A 16,347-nucleotide genomic window follows, 5' to 3' on the forward strand; every position below is an offset into this window, starting at 1 on the left:
CTTTAAATTTCGTGATCGCTAATAGGACGGACAGCGGTTTACAATGGTGGCTGCATCGCTATCTTGCCAGACATCAACCGCATATGCGCGGCACTGTATTGCGTACGATCAAAGCTCAGAAGCTTCTGATCCAACTTCAGCCATGGAGAAATCTGGGTGAATTCAACAGACGATGATCTGGCGGCTTGCGCGCGCGAGCCGATCCACGTGCCGGGAGCCATACAGCCCCACGGCGCTCTCATCGTCTTGGACCCCGATGGCTGGAACATTGTGCGAATGAGCGCAAATTCAGGCGACTTCCTGGGATGCGAATTGTCTCTCGGTGGGAGGCTGCCAGCGCATATGAATGACCTGCAACAGCATTTGCGCGCCTGGCATGCCACTCCAGAGTTCTCGCTTCAGTATTCCTGCTCGACAACGAAGCACATTTATACGGCGCATCGCGCACAACAGATGGTCATTGTCGAGGCTGAAGCTTTGGGCGACAAGCCTCTTGATGAGGTTTTCAGTGCGCTTCGGTCTTTCACGCGCAGGCTTGCATCTGAGTCAGATATCACGCAGTCACTGAACGCGGTGGCGCAGTTCGTTTACGAGATTACAGGTTTCGATCGGGCACTCATCTACAGGTTCGATCCTGAGTGGAATGGACATGTGGTGGCGGAGGCTGGCAATGAGATGCTTCCATCTTATCTTGGTCTGCGGTTCCCAAGCTCCGACATTCCGGCGCAGGCTCGAGCCCTCTACGCAAGTAACCGCCTCCGTATCATTCCCGATGCCAGCTATACTCCTGTTCCAATTCTGGCTGCAGACGATGCTCTTGATGCAGAACGCCTCGATATGAGTTTTGCGCAGCTGCGCAGCGTTTCGCCGGTTCATCTTGAATATATGCGCAACATGGGAACAGGCTCATCCATGTCTGTCTCCATCCTGGTGGAAGGGCAGCTGTGGGGCCTGATTTCGTGCCACGGCGTTGGGGCGCACAATGTCCCGCAAGCCATTCGGGAGACGTGTGATATGGTTGCGCAGTCGCTGGCCATGCGCATTGAGGCCCTTGATCGCGCTAAAATCGTGGCCCGCCGTCTCAAGCTTGGACAGGTTACGTCCGCCCTCTTGCGACAGATGGCGGAGGGCGCCGACTGGAGCTCGGATCTGGTTCGTGACGAACAACTCCTGCTGAGCCAGGTCAACGCAGGTGGCGCCGTTCTTTATGCCGGAGAGGCCAGCCAGCTTGTCGGTTTATGTCCCTCTGCCGTTGAATTGAAGGGCCTTGTGGAGTGGTTGAGCCAGAAAAGCCGTGACGTGGTCGCGACCAACCAGCTTGCGTCTGAATACGCTGCTGCCGAGGCATTTGCAGAAACAGCAAGCGGTATATTGGCCATCAGACTTTCCACACTGCGGCCCGACTGGCTGATCTGGTTTCGGCCCGAACTGGTACGGACTGTGAAGTGGGGCGGAAATCCCCATAAGTCCGTGCAGGAAAGCGGACGCATTCATCCTCGCAGGTCGTTCGATGCCTGGCGAGAGCAGGTCAGACTTCAGTCATCTGCATGGGACGAGGCGGAAATTGAGGCGGCTAAGAACCTTCGACAGGCGATTGTCGGCATTGTCCTGCGCAAAGCAGAGGAACTGGCGGAACTCTCGGGAGAATTGCAGCGCTCCAACAAGGAGCTGGAGGCCTTTTCCTGTTCGGTTTCTCACGATCTTCGTGCTCCGTTTCGCCATATCGTCGGTTTCGCCCAGCTTTTGCGGGAGCGAGAGACATCGCTCGATGACAAATCACGCCATTACCTGCAAACCATTTCCGATGCGGCGGTCTCTGCCGGTCGCCTGGTTGATGACCTTCTCAACTTTTCGCAACTTGGTCGTGCCCCGATCATGTCAAAGCCGGTAGACATGAACAAACTTGTCGCCGAAGTCATGAAGAGCATTCAGATGGATTTTGGAGACAGGTCAATCGAGTGGTCAGTTGAATCTCTGCCTCAGGCATGGGGGGATGCAACGCTGCTTCGGCAGGTCTGGTACAACCTCATCGAAAACGCAGTCAAGTATACGCGACCTCGCAGTCCTGCGCGGATATCCATCTCGGGCGAAACCGAAGAGCATGCCACGCGTTACAGCGTTTGTGACAACGGGGTAGGGTTCGATATGGCCTATGTCGGAAAGCTCTTCGGCGTTTTCCAGCGACTTCAGCGGGCCGAAGACTTTGATGGCACCGGTATAGGCCTCGCCTTCGTGCGACGCATAATTGAGAAGCATAGTGGAAGCATCACGGCGGAGGGCGAGGTCGACAAGGGCGCCCGCTTCACGTTCGTTTTGCCAAGTCAGGGTAGAAAGGTTCGTACGCTTGCCTGAACTTCGTCCAATCCTTCTGGTCGAGGATAGTCCCAGAGATCTCGAACTCACGCTTGCTGCACTTGAAAAGTGCCAGCTTGCGAACGAAATCGTCATCGCTCGCGATGGCGCGGAGGCTCTTGATTATCTTCTGTCGACCGGCCCCCATCGTCAACGACCCAGCGGCGATCCGGCTGTAGTCCTTCTTGACCTGAAACTCCCGAAAGTCGACGGGCTTGAGGTTCTGGAGCGGGTCAAGAGCGATGATATGTTGCGGCATATCCCCATCGTGATGCTGACGTCCTCTCGCGAGGAACAGGACCTGGTTCGCAGCTACGAACTGGGTGTGAACGCATTTGTCGTCAAGCCTGTTGAATTCACGGAATTCTTCAAGGCTATTCAGGATCTTGGTGTCTTCTGGGCACTCCTCAACGAGCCCCCGCCGGGATATTCCAGACATGCAAAATATTGAACCTCTCTTGCGTCCGGCTCGTATTCTCCTGTTGGAGGACAGCCTGCTTGATGTCGAACTGATCAGTGAACATCTCGCGCAGTTGTCGCCAACACCTGAGATTCATCGGGCTTTCAATCGTGCCGGCTATGTCCGTGCTCTCGATGAAATTGAGTTTGACCTCATACTCGCAGATTTTTCCCTGCCGGATTTCGATGGCATGGCGGCGCTCGATATGGCGCATGACAGGGTTCCGGAGACGCCTTTCATATTCGTGTCCGGTGTCTTGGGAGAAGAGGCAGCGATCGAAAGCTTCCGGCGCGGTGCAACGGACTACGTGTTGAAGCAACGGATGATCCGTCTTGCGAGCGCGGTCGAGCGGGCTCTGTCGGAATCGAGAGAGCGTGCCGAGCGAAAGCGGATCGAGCAACATCGCGAGCTACTCGTTCGAGAGTTGAGCCATCGGGTGAAAAATACGATGGCGATGGTCATGTCCATTGTACGTCGCACCGTCAAGAACAGCGTCAGTGTCGATGACTATGTTGAAAATCTCATGGGGCGCCTCAGAGCCATGGCAGATGCCCATGCGCTCCTGTTCGAAACGAACTGGAAGGAGGCGGCGCTTCAGGATGTGATCTACAGAACCATCAGTGCTTACATTCGCAATCTCGATCGTATCAGCCTGACTGTTGGTCCTTCTTCCACGCTTGACCCCAAGGCCGCGTTGGCCTTCAGCATGGTGCTGAATGAACTTGCCACCAATGCGTTGAAGTATGGTTCGCTGAGCAACGACAGCGGTAGGGTGGTGCTCAACTGGTCAGTCACCGACGATCATGAAAAGCAACTGAATTTCGAATGGCGTGAAGTCGGCGGACCGCCAGCGCAAGAACCCACCCGGACTGGCTTCGGCACGACCTTGATCAGTCGCACCATCGAGTATGAGCTTCAGGGCAAGGTTGCGACCGAGTATTCGCCAAGTGGATTGGTGTGCAAAATCAGTTGGCCACTCCAGGATCCAGCCCCTCCGCTGCCGGATGGCATCACATCATCCTACTACTCGGGTAGCGATAAGGACGTCACGCATTAAGGCGTCCAGCCGCTCAGGCATCCATGGTTTCCCAACGTGAGGTATCCCCTGGAGCCTCGTCCTGACCTCCGGTAGTTCAACGTAGCCACTGCAGACAATGACTGGCACGCTACGTTGATTTAGCAATTCGATAACCGGAAATGAAAATTCGCCGTTCAGGTTGAGGTCAACGATCGCGAGGTCGATCTCGAGATCGCCAATTGAATCCATAGCATCGCCGACACGTCCAAAGGGCCCGTGTACCTGAAAGCCGCGGCTGATGAGATGATCCTCCATGTCCATGGCAAGAAGCATGTCGTCTTCCAGAACCAGGACAGAGAGAGATGAGGGAGCGCCCGTGCTGTTCATGCTTTTTGTCTCCAGGTATGCTTTTTATGGATCATCACACGCGCTTAGATGCATCACTCCTCAACAAGTTCAAGGATTTGGATGGTAAGATTTCAAGGTTTTATATTCGGCAAACCTTAAGGTAGTGGCATCTAATAGAAGGCAGTTGCGCAGGCGCGTTACCAGCATTTGACAGGTGATATGCATGACACAGAGTCCTGAACCGGCACCGAGGCGGCGCATGTTGAAAGGCGTACGGTTGGTCTTCAACAACGGGCACAGCGTCGTTAACGGCGTTCTGCGAGATATTTCCGATACGGGCGCTCGCGTTTCGGTCGAGAATGGATTGGCGCTGCCTGATGAAGTCAAGCTCGTGCTGGACGAAGGCGGTAGCCATCAGTGCTTAGTGGCGAGACGAGAGTTGAAGGAGTTGGGGCTGCGCTTCCTTTAGTCCGCGATGGACTGTGTTTGTAAGCAGTCCGGTTTCCGGACTGCTTACAAATGAATAAATGTTGTGGCGAAGATCCCGGCTCTTAAGCCGAGGTTGTTGAGATCGGGATTTGGTCTTCGGTCAGGCATCTGGTGATACGGCTTCGTCCGACATCAATGACGTGGCGCATGGCGGCAACCGCTTTTTCCGGGTCGCGGGACGCAATTGCGTGAGCGATGCGCAGGTGATTGTCGGCAATCGCGTCGATCATCTCAGGCGATGCGGCAGGCGACGACAGCCTGAACGAGATCGCCAATGCCGCCTCGATCAAAGCAGTGGCAGAACGCATGAAGGGATTTCCTGACATGCGGGCAATCGCAATATGGAAATCAAGGTCGACTTTGGCGATCGTTTCCGGGGTGTGGGATAGATTATCGAATTTGGCGGCAATGGCATAAAGTGCGACTATATCATCGCTCGTGGCGCGCATTGCAGCAGCTGCGGCTGCCGCAGGCTCCAGCGCCAAACGGATTTCCGCCAGGTAATCGGTAAATGTCTGGTCGATCCCCGCATCGAAACGCCAGCCTAGAACGTCCGGATCGAAGAAATTCCATTTGTCGCTCGGAAGCACGCGCGTGCCCACCTTCGCCTTCGGCTCAATCAGCCCCTTGGCGGCAAGCGTTTTCATCGCTTCACGCAGAACGGTTCGCGAGACGTTGAACCGCTGCGTCAATTCGTTATCGCCCGGCAGGATCGTCCCAACCTTTATGCGACCCGATACGATTGAGCTCCCGAGCTCAGCCACAACATGCGCATGGCTGCTGCTCCGCTTTTTGCCCGTGATTGCCGATTCCAGAAGGCCCACGTCTCTCTCCCTGACTCTGTCTCAACACATGCACCAGCGCCTACCCGCGCGAATCGCACGCCGTTTTGCGACTTAATTACGAACCGATGCGTTTCCAAAACCAAAAGCATTGTAAGATGCAGCATTGCTACTGCATGCCCGCATCATTCATCCTCTCCCGACGCCGACAGGCTTCGCTCTCCCAAGCGACCCGCCGAAAAAACGAATGAGCCAATGAACATCATAAAATCATACTTTTGAAAAGGTGATTATTCCATTGTGTTGGAATATGAGCGGAAAATCGCAATTTAAATCGATATAAATCTTGCAAATCGATTTAAACTTTGGCAATTGGTGCCTGTCTACGATGAGGTATTCCAAAAAGTCGGTCGCTTGACAAAGCCCGGTGCGTGCTAATAGTCATATTTTTGACGGCGCGGACGCGCAGGGAGGTGCTACGAGGGAGTCGTAGCTTCACAAACGGAATTATATCGATGTTGAGACTACTGCAGGTTTCGGTCAATGGGCAGGCGCGTGTTGTTGCCTGGAATGGTGAAGACGACGCGCGGATCGTGGAAGGTGTGGCTTCCGTCTATGATCTTGCCCAGCAGGCTATTGCCGCTGGCCGCACGTTCGCCGAACAACTTTCGCAGTCTACCTTGGGTGAGGTTGTGGATCTTGATGCTGCCGCGCGCGAGAAGCGTTTGCTGCTGCCTGTGTCGCATCCGGATCCTGCACACTTTGTCGTCGCCGGGACTGGCTTGACGCATCTGGGTTCCGCCGATGGCCGTGACAAGATGCACAAGGCGGCACAATCGGCTGAAAAGCCAACGGATTCCATGCGCATGTTCCTCATGGGTGTCGAGGGCGGCAAGCCTAAGGCTGGTGAGGCCGGCGTCCAGCCTGAATGGTTCTACAAGGGTGATGGTTCGCAGTTGAAGGCAACGGGTGAGGATCTTGTATCTCCAGCTTTTGCCCTTGATGGTGGAGAAGAGCCGGAACTTGCTGGCATCTATCTCATCGGTGCGGATGGCACACCTTTCCGTCTCGGCTTCTGTCTTGCGAACGAATTTTCCGACCATGTGACCGAGAAGGGCAATTATCTTTGGCTGGCGCATTCCAAGCTGCGCGAGGCGGCGCTTGGACCTGAGTTGCTGGTCGGTGATCTGCCGGATCATGTCGAAGGCACCTCGAAAGTCATTCGCGGCACAGAAGTGATCTTCGAAAAGCCCTTCCTGTCTGGTGAGGCGAATATGTCGCATACGATCGCCAACCTGGAGTATCATAACTTCAAGTACGATCTGTTCCGTCGTTCGGGCGACCTTCATGTCCACTTCTTCGGGACGGCAACTTTGTCGTTCTCGGAAGGCATCAAGACAGAGCCAGGTGACGTGTTCGAGATTGAAGCAGCACCGTTCAAGCTCCCGTTGCGCAACGCTCTTGCAGTTGCGAACGAGCGTCCGGTGTCTGTTCGCAAGCTTTGAGGTGATGCCTGTGCCGAATATTCGTCTTGCCATTGTCGGGCTCGGGAAAATCGCACGCGATCAGCATCTTGGTGCTATTGCGGCGACGGATGGCATTGATCTGGTAGCCGTTGCCAGCCGCAATGCCTCGCTTGAGAATATCCACTGTTTCCCCGACATTGATGCTCTTCTGGCCTCCGATGTCGACGTTGACGCGGTTTCGCTCTGTACGCCCCCGCAGGGACGGTTTGAGCAGGCACGCGCAGCGCTGATGGCGGGAAAGCACGTGATGCTTGAAAAGCCGCCGGGCGCTACGATTGCGGAGGTTTTTGCACTGGAAGCTTTGGCGCGCAAACAGGGTGTCAGTCTGTTCGCGACCTGGCATTCTCGCGAAGCAGCTGCCGTTGAACCTGCGCGTCGTCTTCTGGCCGAGCGCCGCATCCAGTCTGTCGAAGTCGAATGGAAGGAAGATGTTCGCCACTGGCATCCGGGGCAAGCCTGGATCTGGGAGCCAGGCGGACTTGGTGTCTTCGATCCTGGCATTAATGCCCTGTCGATCGTCACCCGCATCATGCCCGAGAGCTTTCATCTGGTCTCTTCGGAGCTTTCCTTCCCGGCAAACCGGGCAGCACCTATCGCTGCTGATCTGGAATTTCAGACGGCCAGCGGTACACCCATCAAGGCAGCCTTCGACTGGCGCCAGACGGGGCCGCAGACCTGGGATATTCGCGTTTCCACACAGGAAGGCGATGTGGTTCTCACACACGGTGGCAGCCGCCTTATCGTTAATGGCGAGGCGCAGATCGTTGAGGAGGATCGCGAATACCGCAGCCTCTATAAGCATTTCGTTGACCTTGTCTCATCGAAGCGGTCGGACACAGACTTCTCCCCGCTGGTACATGTCGCAGATGCCTTTATGCTTGGCCGTCGCAATGTCGTTGAGTCTTTCGAAGATTGATTTGCGCCGTCTGAACCTATTCCTCTCGTGAGAAGAAGATCATGAGCAACGACAATTTGCCCACCAAAACTGCAACCGGTCCGAACGGAAAGCTCCGCTCGCGTGCATGGTTCGATAATCCTGCCAACGCCGACATGACGGCGCTCTATCTTGAGCGTTACATGAACTTTGGTCTCAGCCAGGCTGAGCTCCAGTCCGATCGCCCGATTATCGGCATCGCCCAGACCGGTTCGGACCTTTCGCCGTGCAACCGTCATCACCTCGAACTGGCAAACCGCCTGCGCGAAGGTATCCGGGAAGCGGGTGGTATCGCCATCGAGTTTCCGGTGCATCCAATCCAGGAAACAGGCAAGCGTCCGACAGCAGGTCTGGACCGTAACCTCGCCTATCTAGGCCTCGTCGAAGTCCTGTACGGTTACCCGCTGGACGGTGTGGTTCTGACTATCGGCTGTGACAAGACGACGCCTGCCTGTCTGATGGCTGCGGCCACCGTCAACATTCCGGCTATCGCTCTTTCTGTCGGTCCGATGCTGAACGGTTGGTTCCGTGGCGAACGTACCGGTTCCGGAACTATCGTCTGGAAAGCACGCGAACTGCTGGCCAAGGGCGAGATCGATTATGCCGGTTTCGTCAAGCTGGTTGCATCGTCCGCTCCTTCGACCGGTTACTGCAACACCATGGGCACCGCGACGACCATGAACTCGCTGGCGGAAGCTCTCGGCATGCAGCTTCCGGGCTCGGCCGCCATTCCGGCTCCCTACCGTGACCGTCAGGAAATTTCCTACCTCACCGGCCTGCGTATCGTTGAGATGGTGAAGGAAGACCTGAAGCCGTCGGACATCATGACGAAGGAAGCATTTGTCAACGCGATCCGCGTCAACTCGGCGATCGGTGGTTCTACAAATGCACCGATCCATCTCAATGGTCTGGCGCGTCACCTTGGCGTCGAACTGACGGTTGATGACTGGCAGAAGTACGGCGAAGAAATTCCGCTTCTCGTCAATCTGCAGCCTGCTGGCGAATATCTTGGCGAAGATTACTATCATGCAGGCGGGGTACCGGCAGTCGTCAACCAGTTGATGCAGCAGGGCCTGATCCACGAAGATGCCATGACGGTAAACGGCAAGACCATCGGCGAAAACTGCCGTGGCGCCGTGATCGAAGACGAGAAGGTCATCCGTCCTTACGATCAACCGTTGAAGGAGCGGGCGGGCTTCCGCGTCCTGCGTGGCAACCTCTTCTCGTCCGCCATCATGAAGACGAGCGTGATCTCCAAGGAGTTCCGCGATCGCTACCTTTCCAATCCGAATGATCCCGATGCATTCGAGGGCAAGGCGGTGGTGTTCGACGGACCGGAAGACTATCACCATCGCATCGATGACCCGGCGCTCGGTATCGATGAGAACACGGTTCTGTTCATGCGTGGTGCTGGTCCAATCGGTTATCCCGGTGCGGCCGAAGTCGTCAACATGCGCGCTCCCAGCTACTTGCTGAACAAGGGCGTTACATCCTTGCCGTGCATCGGCGATGGCCGGCAGTCCGGCACATCGGGCAGCCCGTCCATCCTCAATGCATCGCCCGAAGCCGCCGCAGGCGGCGGTCTGGCGCTGCTCAAGACCGGTGACAAGGTCCGCATCGATGTGGGTCGTGGCACGGCAGACATTCTTATTTCCGCAGAAGAGCTTGCAGATCGCCGTCGCGAACTGGAAGCAAAGGGCGGGTATCAGTATCCGAAGCACCAGACACCGTGGCAGGAAATCCAGCGCGGCATCGTCGGGCAGATGGAGACCGGCGCCGTTCTGGAGCCGGCTGTGAAATATCAGCGCATTGCTCAGACGGAAGGTATTCCGCGCGACAATCACTGATAGAAAAGAAACGGCAGGAATCAGGCTCTGATTCCTGTTGCCAACAATGGCGAGCTCGATGGGGGGCTCGACCAAGGAGGAGAGCAAGAATGAAAATTTTGAAGTATTTGACGACTGCTGCGATGTTTGCCGCCATGGCCTTCGCTGCTCCTGTCAGCGCTGCTGACAAGGGTCTGGTCGGCGTTGCCATGCCAACCAAGTCCTCCGCCCGGTGGATCGCTGACGGCGACAACATGGTGAAGGTTCTGAAGGAACGCGGTTACTCGGTTGACCTGCAGTACGCAGAAGACGACATTCCGAACCAGCTTTCCCAGATCGAAAACATGATCACGAAGGGTGCGAAAGTACTCGTGATCGCGTCGATCGACGGCACGACGCTCTCGGACGTTCTGCAGCAGGCTGCCGACAAGAAGATCAAGGTCATCGCTTATGACCGCCTGATCCGCGATACGCCGAATGTCAGCTACTACGCGACATTCGACAACTTCCAGGTCGGCGTTCTGCAGGCCACGACGCTGGTAAAGGCTCTCAAGGCTGATACAGAAAAGGGTCCGTTCTACATCGAACTCTTCGGCGGTTCGCCGGACGATAACAACGCCTTCTTCTTCTACAACGGCGCCATGAGCGTTCTCCAGCCGTTGATCGACAAGGGCGTTCTGAAGGTTGGTTCGGGCCAGGTTGGCATGGACAAGGTTTCCACGCTGCGTTGGGACGGTGCAACCGCCCAGGCTCGTATGGACGCCATCCTGTCTGCATTCTATGCCGACAAGAAGGTCAACGCTGTTCTGTCTCCTTATGACGGTATCTCCATCGGCATCCTGTCCTCGCTCAAGGGCGTAGGTTACGGTTCCGGCGGCGTTGCAATGCCGTTCGTTTCCGGTCAGGACGCAGAAGTTCCGTCTGTTAAGTCCATCATCGCTGGCGAACAGTACTCCACGATCTTCAAGGATACCCGCGAACTCGCGAAGGTAACCGTCGACATGGTTGATGCTGCGATGAGCGGCAAGGAGCCGACTGTCAACGACACCAAGACCTACGACAACGGCAAGAAGGTCGTTCCTTCCTACCTGTTGAAGCCGGTTGCTGTTGACAAGACCAACTGGAAGGAAGTTCTGGTTGGCAGCGGTTACTACAAGGAAGACCAGCTGAAGTAATTCCTGTATCGATAGTGCGGCGGCGCGTTGAAATCGCGTCGCCGTATTCTTTGTTTCCCATCGGAGATGATGGCATGCTCGCACACGTCAATGCGGCTGAACGCCCCCCGATTCTCGAAATGCGTGGCATTTCTAAGTCGTTCGGTGTTGTTAAGGCTTTGACCGACGTCTCGTTCACCGTTCGCGAGGGCGAAATTCACGCGCTCGTCGGTGAAAACGGCGCTGGTAAATCTACACTCATGAAGGTTCTGTCCGGCGTCTATCCGCATGGCAGCTACGAAGGCTCCATCCTGTTTTCAGGTGAAGAGCGCCAGTTTCGCGATATCAATGATACTGAAGCGCTGGGCATCATTATTATTCACCAGGAGCTCGCGCTGATACCGCTCCTGTCCATTGCCGAGAACATCTTTCTGGCCAACGCTCCGTCGCGTTTTGGCGTGATTGATCGTTCGGCCGTTCATGAGCGCACCAAGGCTTTGCTGGCCAAGGTCGGCCTGAACGAGCAGCCGGATACGCTGATCACCAATCTCGGCGTCGGCAAGCAGCAGTTGGTCGAAATCGCCAAGGCTCTTTCAAAGGACGTTCGTCTTCTCATTCTTGACGAGCCGACTGCATCTCTCAACGAAACAGACAGTGCTGCACTGCTGGAGCTTCTGAAAGAGTTCAGGAACCAGGGCATCACCTCAATCATGATCAGCCACAAGCTGAACGAGATTTCCGAAGTCGCCGACCGCATCACGGTTCTGCGCGATGGCCGCTCTGTCGATACCATGGATTGCCACGCTGGCGTCGTGCCGGAAGACGAGATCATCCGCAAGATGGTCGACCGCGATATGGAAAGCCGCTACCCGAAGCGTACGCCGAAGATCGGCGAGATGATCTTCGAGGTGGATGACTGGTCCGTTTATCATCCGCAGCACACGCATCGCCAGGTCGTGAAGAACCTGTCGCTGAAGGTTCGCGCGGGCGAAGTCGTTGGTATTTCCGGCTTGATGGGTGCGGGCCGCACCGAGTTTGCTATGAGCGTCTTCGGCCGTTCCTGGGGCCGCAATATCACCGGCACTGTGAAGATGCACGGCAAGCCTGTCGATGTCTCGACGGTTACCAAGGCGATCGATGCGGGTCTGGCCTATGTCACGGAAGACCGCAAGCATCTCGGGTTGATCCTGGCGGAAGACATTCGCAAGAACATCTCGCTGGCAAACCTGCCTGGCGTCTCACGCAGCAGTGTGATTGACGACATCTCAGAAATGAAGGTGGCGCAGGAGTTTCGCGCGCGCATGCGCATCCGCAGCCACAATGTCTATCAGGAAACGGGCAAGCTTTCCGGCGGCAACCAGCAAAAGGTCGTGCTGTCGAAATGGCTGTTCACAAACCCTGACCTGCTGATCCTCGACGAGCCGACCCGCGGGATCGACGTCGGTGCAAAATACGAAATCTATTCCATTATCAACGAACTCGCGGATGCCGGAAAGGCAGTCGTGGTGATCTCCTCGGAAATGCCGGAGCTGATCGGGATTTGCGATCGCATCCTGGTCATGCATGAGGGCGAATTCGTCGGCGAAGTTGCCGGCGCTGAAGCCACCCAGGAGAACATCATGCGCGCTATCATGCGCCGCAAGGGGAGAGACGAATGAGCACGCCTGAAACAACTGCACCGGCACCGCAGAGCGTCGCCGGTTTCATCAAGGACAACCTGCGCGAATACGGGATGCTGATGTCGCTTCTCGTCATCGTCATCTTCTTCCAGTTTGCGACAGGCGGCATTCTTCTGAAGCCGCTGAACCTCACGAACATCATCCTGCAGAACAGCTATATCGTCATCATGGCGCTCGGCATGCTGATGATCATCGTGACCGGCCATATCGACCTCTCGGTCGGGTCCGTGGCAGGTTTCATCGGCGCAGTCGCCGCCATGATGATGGTGCAATACAACTTCGATTTCGTCACGGCCTGCATTATCTGCCTGGTCCTGGGCGGACTGATCGGAGCTGTACAGGGCTATTTCGTCGCCTATCTGAAGATTCCATCGTTCATCGTGACGCTTGCCGGCATGCTTGTTTTCCGCGGGCTAATGATCGCCGTCCTCAGCGGTCGCTCGATCGGACCATTCGATGTCACGTTCCAGCGGCTGTCATCCGGCTTCATTCCGGAATTCATCTCGTCTGAGGGCGGCTTGTACCTGACATCGCTGGTTCTCGGCGTTGCAGTCGCTGCCTTCCTGGTCTGGCAGAACATCAAGAACCGCGGGCGTCGCATGTCGCATGGCGTCGAAACCGAGCCGTTTGGTTTCTTTGTCGCAAAGAACATCCTTGTTCTCGCCAGCATCAGCTATGTTGCCTACTTGATCGCGTCCCATCGCGGTATGCCAAACGTTCTGATCATCATGGCGATCCTGATTGCGGCTTATGGTTTCTTCACCAACCGCACGATCATCGGTCGCCAGATCTACGCAGTCGGCGGTAATGCCCGTGCAGCCGAGCTCTCCGGTATCAAGACGCAGCGTCTGGTTTTTGGCACCTTCGTCAACATGGGCGTACTGGCAGCTCTTGGTGGTCTCGTGGTTGCAGCACGCCTGAACAGCGCGACACCGAAGGCTGGCGCAGGTTTCGAACTCGACGTTATCGCTGCCTGCTTCATCGGCGGTGCATCTGCCTATGGTGGCGTTGGCAAGGTTACCGGTGCTGTTATCGGCGCCTTCCTCATGGGCGTCATGAACAACGGCATGTCCATCCTGGGTATCGGCATCGACTATCAGCAGGTGATCAAGGGTCTCGTTCTGCTCGGTGCAGTCTGCGTCGACGTTTACAATCAGCGTCGTTAAGCATCCTCCCAAGCATTTCGACTGCCTGACAGGCCGCGCATCGCAAGGTGCGCGGCTTTTGCGTTTCTTCGGCTGGACATTACGGGCGATCGGCGATTCGAGAGCTCGGCAGCCCGCGAACTTTAATTGCGCAAATTAGCACTCGTCCTTTCCGGCTCATGCGCTGTCACGCTCAACATAATCAGGACATTTCGGGCAGGTCGAGACTACCATTACCGTCAGATCAGGGGCGTTCCTGCCGCAAGAGGAGCGGTATTACAGCCACCAGATCCACGGTAGAGCGAGGACGAGGAGGTTTTCCGAGCCCTGCCGCACATGGATTTCAGATTGAACGAATGCACTTCTTTGGAGGAGAAGAACGTGACTTCGCATTGCAAACTCTCATTTGCGCACCCGCCCGCCCGACCGGGCCAGACGCCTGATTTCTCCTCAGTGGAGATTCCGAAGGCCGGCCTGCTGCCTGTTCTGCCACTTGATGTGACGGCTGCGGATTGCGTTGAGCACGCCAACTCGCTCATTCGCGTCATGGATGAGAATGGCGAAGCAGTTGGGCCTTGGGCTGAGTTCTTGAACCGCTTCGATGTCGATACGCTTCGCGCTGGGCTGCGCGATATGATGATGTCGCGCACCATCGACATGCGTATGATGAATGCGCAACGGCAGGGCAAGATGTCGTTCTATATTCAGGGCGTTGGCGAAGAGGCGATCGCCTGTGGCTTCCAGCGCTGTCTGAAGCCGGGCGACATGAACTTTCCCACCTATCGCCAACAGGGACTGCTGATTGCTGGCGGCTATCCGCTGGAAATGTTGCTGGGGCAGTTCTATTCCAACGCATTCGATCCGCTGCAGGGCCGCCAGTTGCCAACGCTGCATTCCGCGCGTGACTATGGATATTTCACAGTTTCCGGCAATCTTGGCACGCAATATGTGCATGCTGTTGGTTGGGCAATGGCCAATGCGCTCACTCAGAAGGATAACATCTCGATCGGTTGGATCGGTGATGGTTCTACCGCATCCAACGATTTCCATACAGCGCTTTTGTCCGCCTCGTCCTACAGCCCGCCGGTTATCCTCAACGTCGTGAACAACCAGTGGGCTATCTCGACCTATACAGGCGTTGCCAAGGGCAAGGGCAGAACCTACGCCGCGCGCGCTCTGGGTTATGGAATTCCGGCCATCCGCGTAGATGGCAATGATTATCTTGCAGTGCTTGCAGTTTCGGAATGGGCAACACAGCGCGTGCGTGCAGGCCATGGTCCGGTGCTAATCGAATGGTACACTTACCGCGTCGGGGCGCATTCATCATCCGATGACCCGAGTGCGTACAGGCCTAGAGACGAAGGCAAGGCCTGGCCCTTCGGTGACCCTATCGATCGCCTGAAGAAGCACCTCATCCACATTGGTGAATGGAGCGAGCAGCGCCACGTCCAGGCGGAAGCGGAAGTGCTCTCGACGGTTGTCGAGGTGCAGAAGCGCGTTGAGGCGGCCGGCACGATGATCGATCCGAAGCCAATTCCGGGAGCGACAATCTTCAAGGGTGTTTACGCTGACATGCCGGAACATATCCGCCGTCAGCGACAGGAATTAGGGGTCTGACCATGGCGCAACTGACGATGATTGAAGCCCTTCGTGACGCCATGGATGTAATGTTGGCCCGCGACCCGCAGATCGTCATTTTTGGCGAGGACGTAGGCTATTTCGGCGGCGTTTTCCGCTGCACCTCCGGTTTGCAGAAGAAGTATGGTGAGGAGCGCGTGTTCGACACGCCAATCAACGAAAGCGCTATTGTCGGTCTGGGCATCGGCATGGCGGCGCAAGGCATGAAACCCTGCGTGGAAATCCAGTTCGCTGACTATGTCTATCCGGCCTATGACCAGATCACGCAGGAAGCGGCGCGTATTCGCCATCGCTCCAACGAGCAGTTTTCTTGTCCCATCGTCATCCGCATGCCGACAGGTGGCGGCATCTTTGGGGGCCAGACCCATAGCCAGAGCCCGGAAGCCTTGTTCACACATGTCGCGGGCCTGAAGGTGGTGCAGCCCTGCACGCCGCATGATGCAAAGGGTTTGCTGATTTCCGCCATGGAAGATCCCGATCCGGTGATCTTTCTGGAACCAAAGCGGCTTTATAACGGCCCCTTCAACGGTGATCACAAGGCCCCGGCGCAAAGCTGGAAAAACCATGCGCTCGGCGAGGTGCCGGAAGGGCACTATTCGATTCCCATCGGCAAGGCGCGCGTTCACCGGGAAGGTTCGGCAGTGACGATCCTCACCTACGGGACGATGGTTTTCGTTGCGGAAGCTGCGGTGAATACGCTTGGCGTCGATGCGGAGATCATCGATCTGCGCTCGCTTCTGCCGCTCGATCTAGAAGCCATCGAGGAATCCGTTCGCAAGACCGGGCGCTGTGTCGTCCTTCATGAAGCCACAAAGACCTCCGGTCTGGCAGGAGAAATCATCGCCATCGTGCAGGAGGCTTGCTTCTACCATCTTGAAGCGCCGGTTCAGCGCGTAACCGGCTGGGATGCCCCTTATCCGCATGCACTGGAGTGGGATTATTTCCCCGGACAGGAGCGCGTCTGTCGCGCTCTTCAAGCAGTGATGGAGGCTTGAT

The 16,347-nt window shown here is 56.3% G+C and carries 14 protein-coding genes; 12 read left to right on the top strand and 2 right to left on the bottom strand.

Annotation, left to right across the window (positions count from 1 at the left end):
• Positions 1 to 156 precede the first annotated feature (156 nt).
• From ASD54_RS20420 to ASD54_RS20430, 3 genes are read left to right on the top strand one after another with little or no spacing between them, the layout of a single operon-like run.
• Positions 157 to 2,352: an ATP-binding protein gene (locus ASD54_RS20420; RefSeq protein WP_062556416.1), complete on the top strand. Its 2,196-nt coding sequence runs from the start codon at positions 157 to 159 to the stop codon at positions 2,350 to 2,352.
• Positions 2,345 to 2,803 carry a response regulator gene (locus ASD54_RS20425; protein WP_062556417.1) on the top strand — a complete coding sequence of 153 codons (459 nt, stop codon included), beginning with the start codon at positions 2,345 to 2,347 and terminating at the stop codon, positions 2,801 to 2,803. The genes ASD54_RS20420 and ASD54_RS20425 overlap by 8 nt, the downstream gene beginning before the upstream one ends.
• A complete protein-coding gene (locus ASD54_RS20430) occupies positions 2,790 to 3,869 on the top strand; it encodes an HWE histidine kinase domain-containing protein (RefSeq protein WP_082547306.1) in 1,080 nt (359 codons plus the stop codon). The genes ASD54_RS20425 and ASD54_RS20430 overlap by 14 nt, the downstream gene beginning before the upstream one ends.
• On the opposite strand, the gene ASD54_RS20435 is transcribed toward ASD54_RS20430, so the two are convergent.
• Complete coding sequence (locus tag ASD54_RS20435) at positions 3,828 to 4,217, bottom strand: response regulator (protein WP_062556418.1); 390 nt, start codon at positions 4,215 to 4,217, stop codon at positions 3,828 to 3,830. The two genes, ASD54_RS20430 and ASD54_RS20435, sit on opposite strands and share 42 nt — an antisense overlap.
• Before the next feature lie 184 nt (positions 4,218 to 4,401).
• On the opposite strand from ASD54_RS20435, the gene ASD54_RS20440 reads away from it, so the two are divergent.
• Positions 4,402 to 4,647 (top strand): PilZ domain-containing protein, encoded by a 246-nt coding sequence (locus ASD54_RS20440; protein WP_082547307.1) that lies wholly within the window; start codon positions 4,402 to 4,404, stop codon positions 4,645 to 4,647.
• An 82-nt stretch (positions 4,648 to 4,729) separates the two neighbouring features.
• Here ASD54_RS20440 and ASD54_RS20445 read toward each other — a convergent pair whose 3' ends face one another.
• Positions 4,730 to 5,491 carry a FadR/GntR family transcriptional regulator gene (locus tag ASD54_RS20445; protein ID WP_062556420.1) on the bottom strand — a complete coding sequence of 254 codons (762 nt, stop codon included), beginning with the start codon at positions 5,489 to 5,491 and terminating at the stop codon, positions 4,730 to 4,732.
• A 473-nt stretch (positions 5,492 to 5,964) separates the two neighbouring features.
• On the opposite strand from ASD54_RS20445, the gene araD1 reads away from it, so the two are divergent.
• From araD1 to ASD54_RS20485, 8 genes are all read left to right on the top strand, one after another.
• On the top strand, positions 5,965 to 6,954 hold the full coding sequence (gene araD1, locus ASD54_RS20450; RefSeq protein WP_062556421.1) for an AraD1 family protein: 990 nt from the start codon (positions 5,965 to 5,967) through the stop codon (positions 6,952 to 6,954).
• A gap of 1 nt (position 6,955) precedes the next feature.
• Entirely contained in the window at positions 6,956 to 7,891 is a 936-nt protein-coding gene (locus ASD54_RS20455; RefSeq protein WP_156379314.1) for a Gfo/Idh/MocA family oxidoreductase, read from the top strand.
• A 41-nt stretch (positions 7,892 to 7,932) separates the two neighbouring features.
• The gene (locus ASD54_RS20460) at positions 7,933 to 9,756 is read left to right on the top strand and encodes an IlvD/Edd family dehydratase (RefSeq protein ID WP_062556423.1); all 1,824 of its coding nucleotides are present in this window, start codon (positions 7,933 to 7,935) and stop codon (positions 9,754 to 9,756) included.
• Between the two features lie 89 nt (positions 9,757 to 9,845).
• On the top strand, positions 9,846 to 10,910 hold the full coding sequence (gene chvE, locus ASD54_RS20465) for a multiple monosaccharide ABC transporter substrate-binding protein (RefSeq protein ID WP_062556424.1): 1,065 nt from the start codon (positions 9,846 to 9,848) through the stop codon (positions 10,908 to 10,910).
• A 74-nt stretch (positions 10,911 to 10,984) separates the two neighbouring features.
• Complete coding sequence (gene mmsA / locus ASD54_RS20470; protein WP_062556425.1) at positions 10,985 to 12,547, top strand: multiple monosaccharide ABC transporter ATP-binding protein; 1,563 nt, start codon at positions 10,985 to 10,987, stop codon at positions 12,545 to 12,547.
• A complete protein-coding gene (gene mmsB, locus ASD54_RS20475; RefSeq protein ID WP_062556426.1) occupies positions 12,544 to 13,734 on the top strand; it encodes a multiple monosaccharide ABC transporter permease in 1,191 nt (396 codons plus the stop codon). The genes mmsA and mmsB overlap by 4 nt, the downstream gene beginning before the upstream one ends.
• Before the next feature lie 360 nt (positions 13,735 to 14,094).
• A complete protein-coding gene (locus ASD54_RS20480; RefSeq protein ID WP_062556886.1) occupies positions 14,095 to 15,330 on the top strand; it encodes a thiamine pyrophosphate-dependent enzyme in 1,236 nt (411 codons plus the stop codon).
• A gap of 2 nt (positions 15,331 to 15,332) precedes the next feature.
• Positions 15,333 to 16,346, top strand: coding sequence for an alpha-ketoacid dehydrogenase subunit beta (locus tag ASD54_RS20485; protein WP_062556427.1), 1,014 nt, complete (start codon positions 15,333 to 15,335; stop codon positions 16,344 to 16,346).
• Position 16,347: the final 1 nt, after the last annotated feature.

The organism is Rhizobium sp. Root149 (assembly GCF_001427345.1).
Classification (GTDB): Bacteria; Pseudomonadota; Alphaproteobacteria; order Rhizobiales; family Rhizobiaceae; genus Neorhizobium; species Neorhizobium rhizoryzae.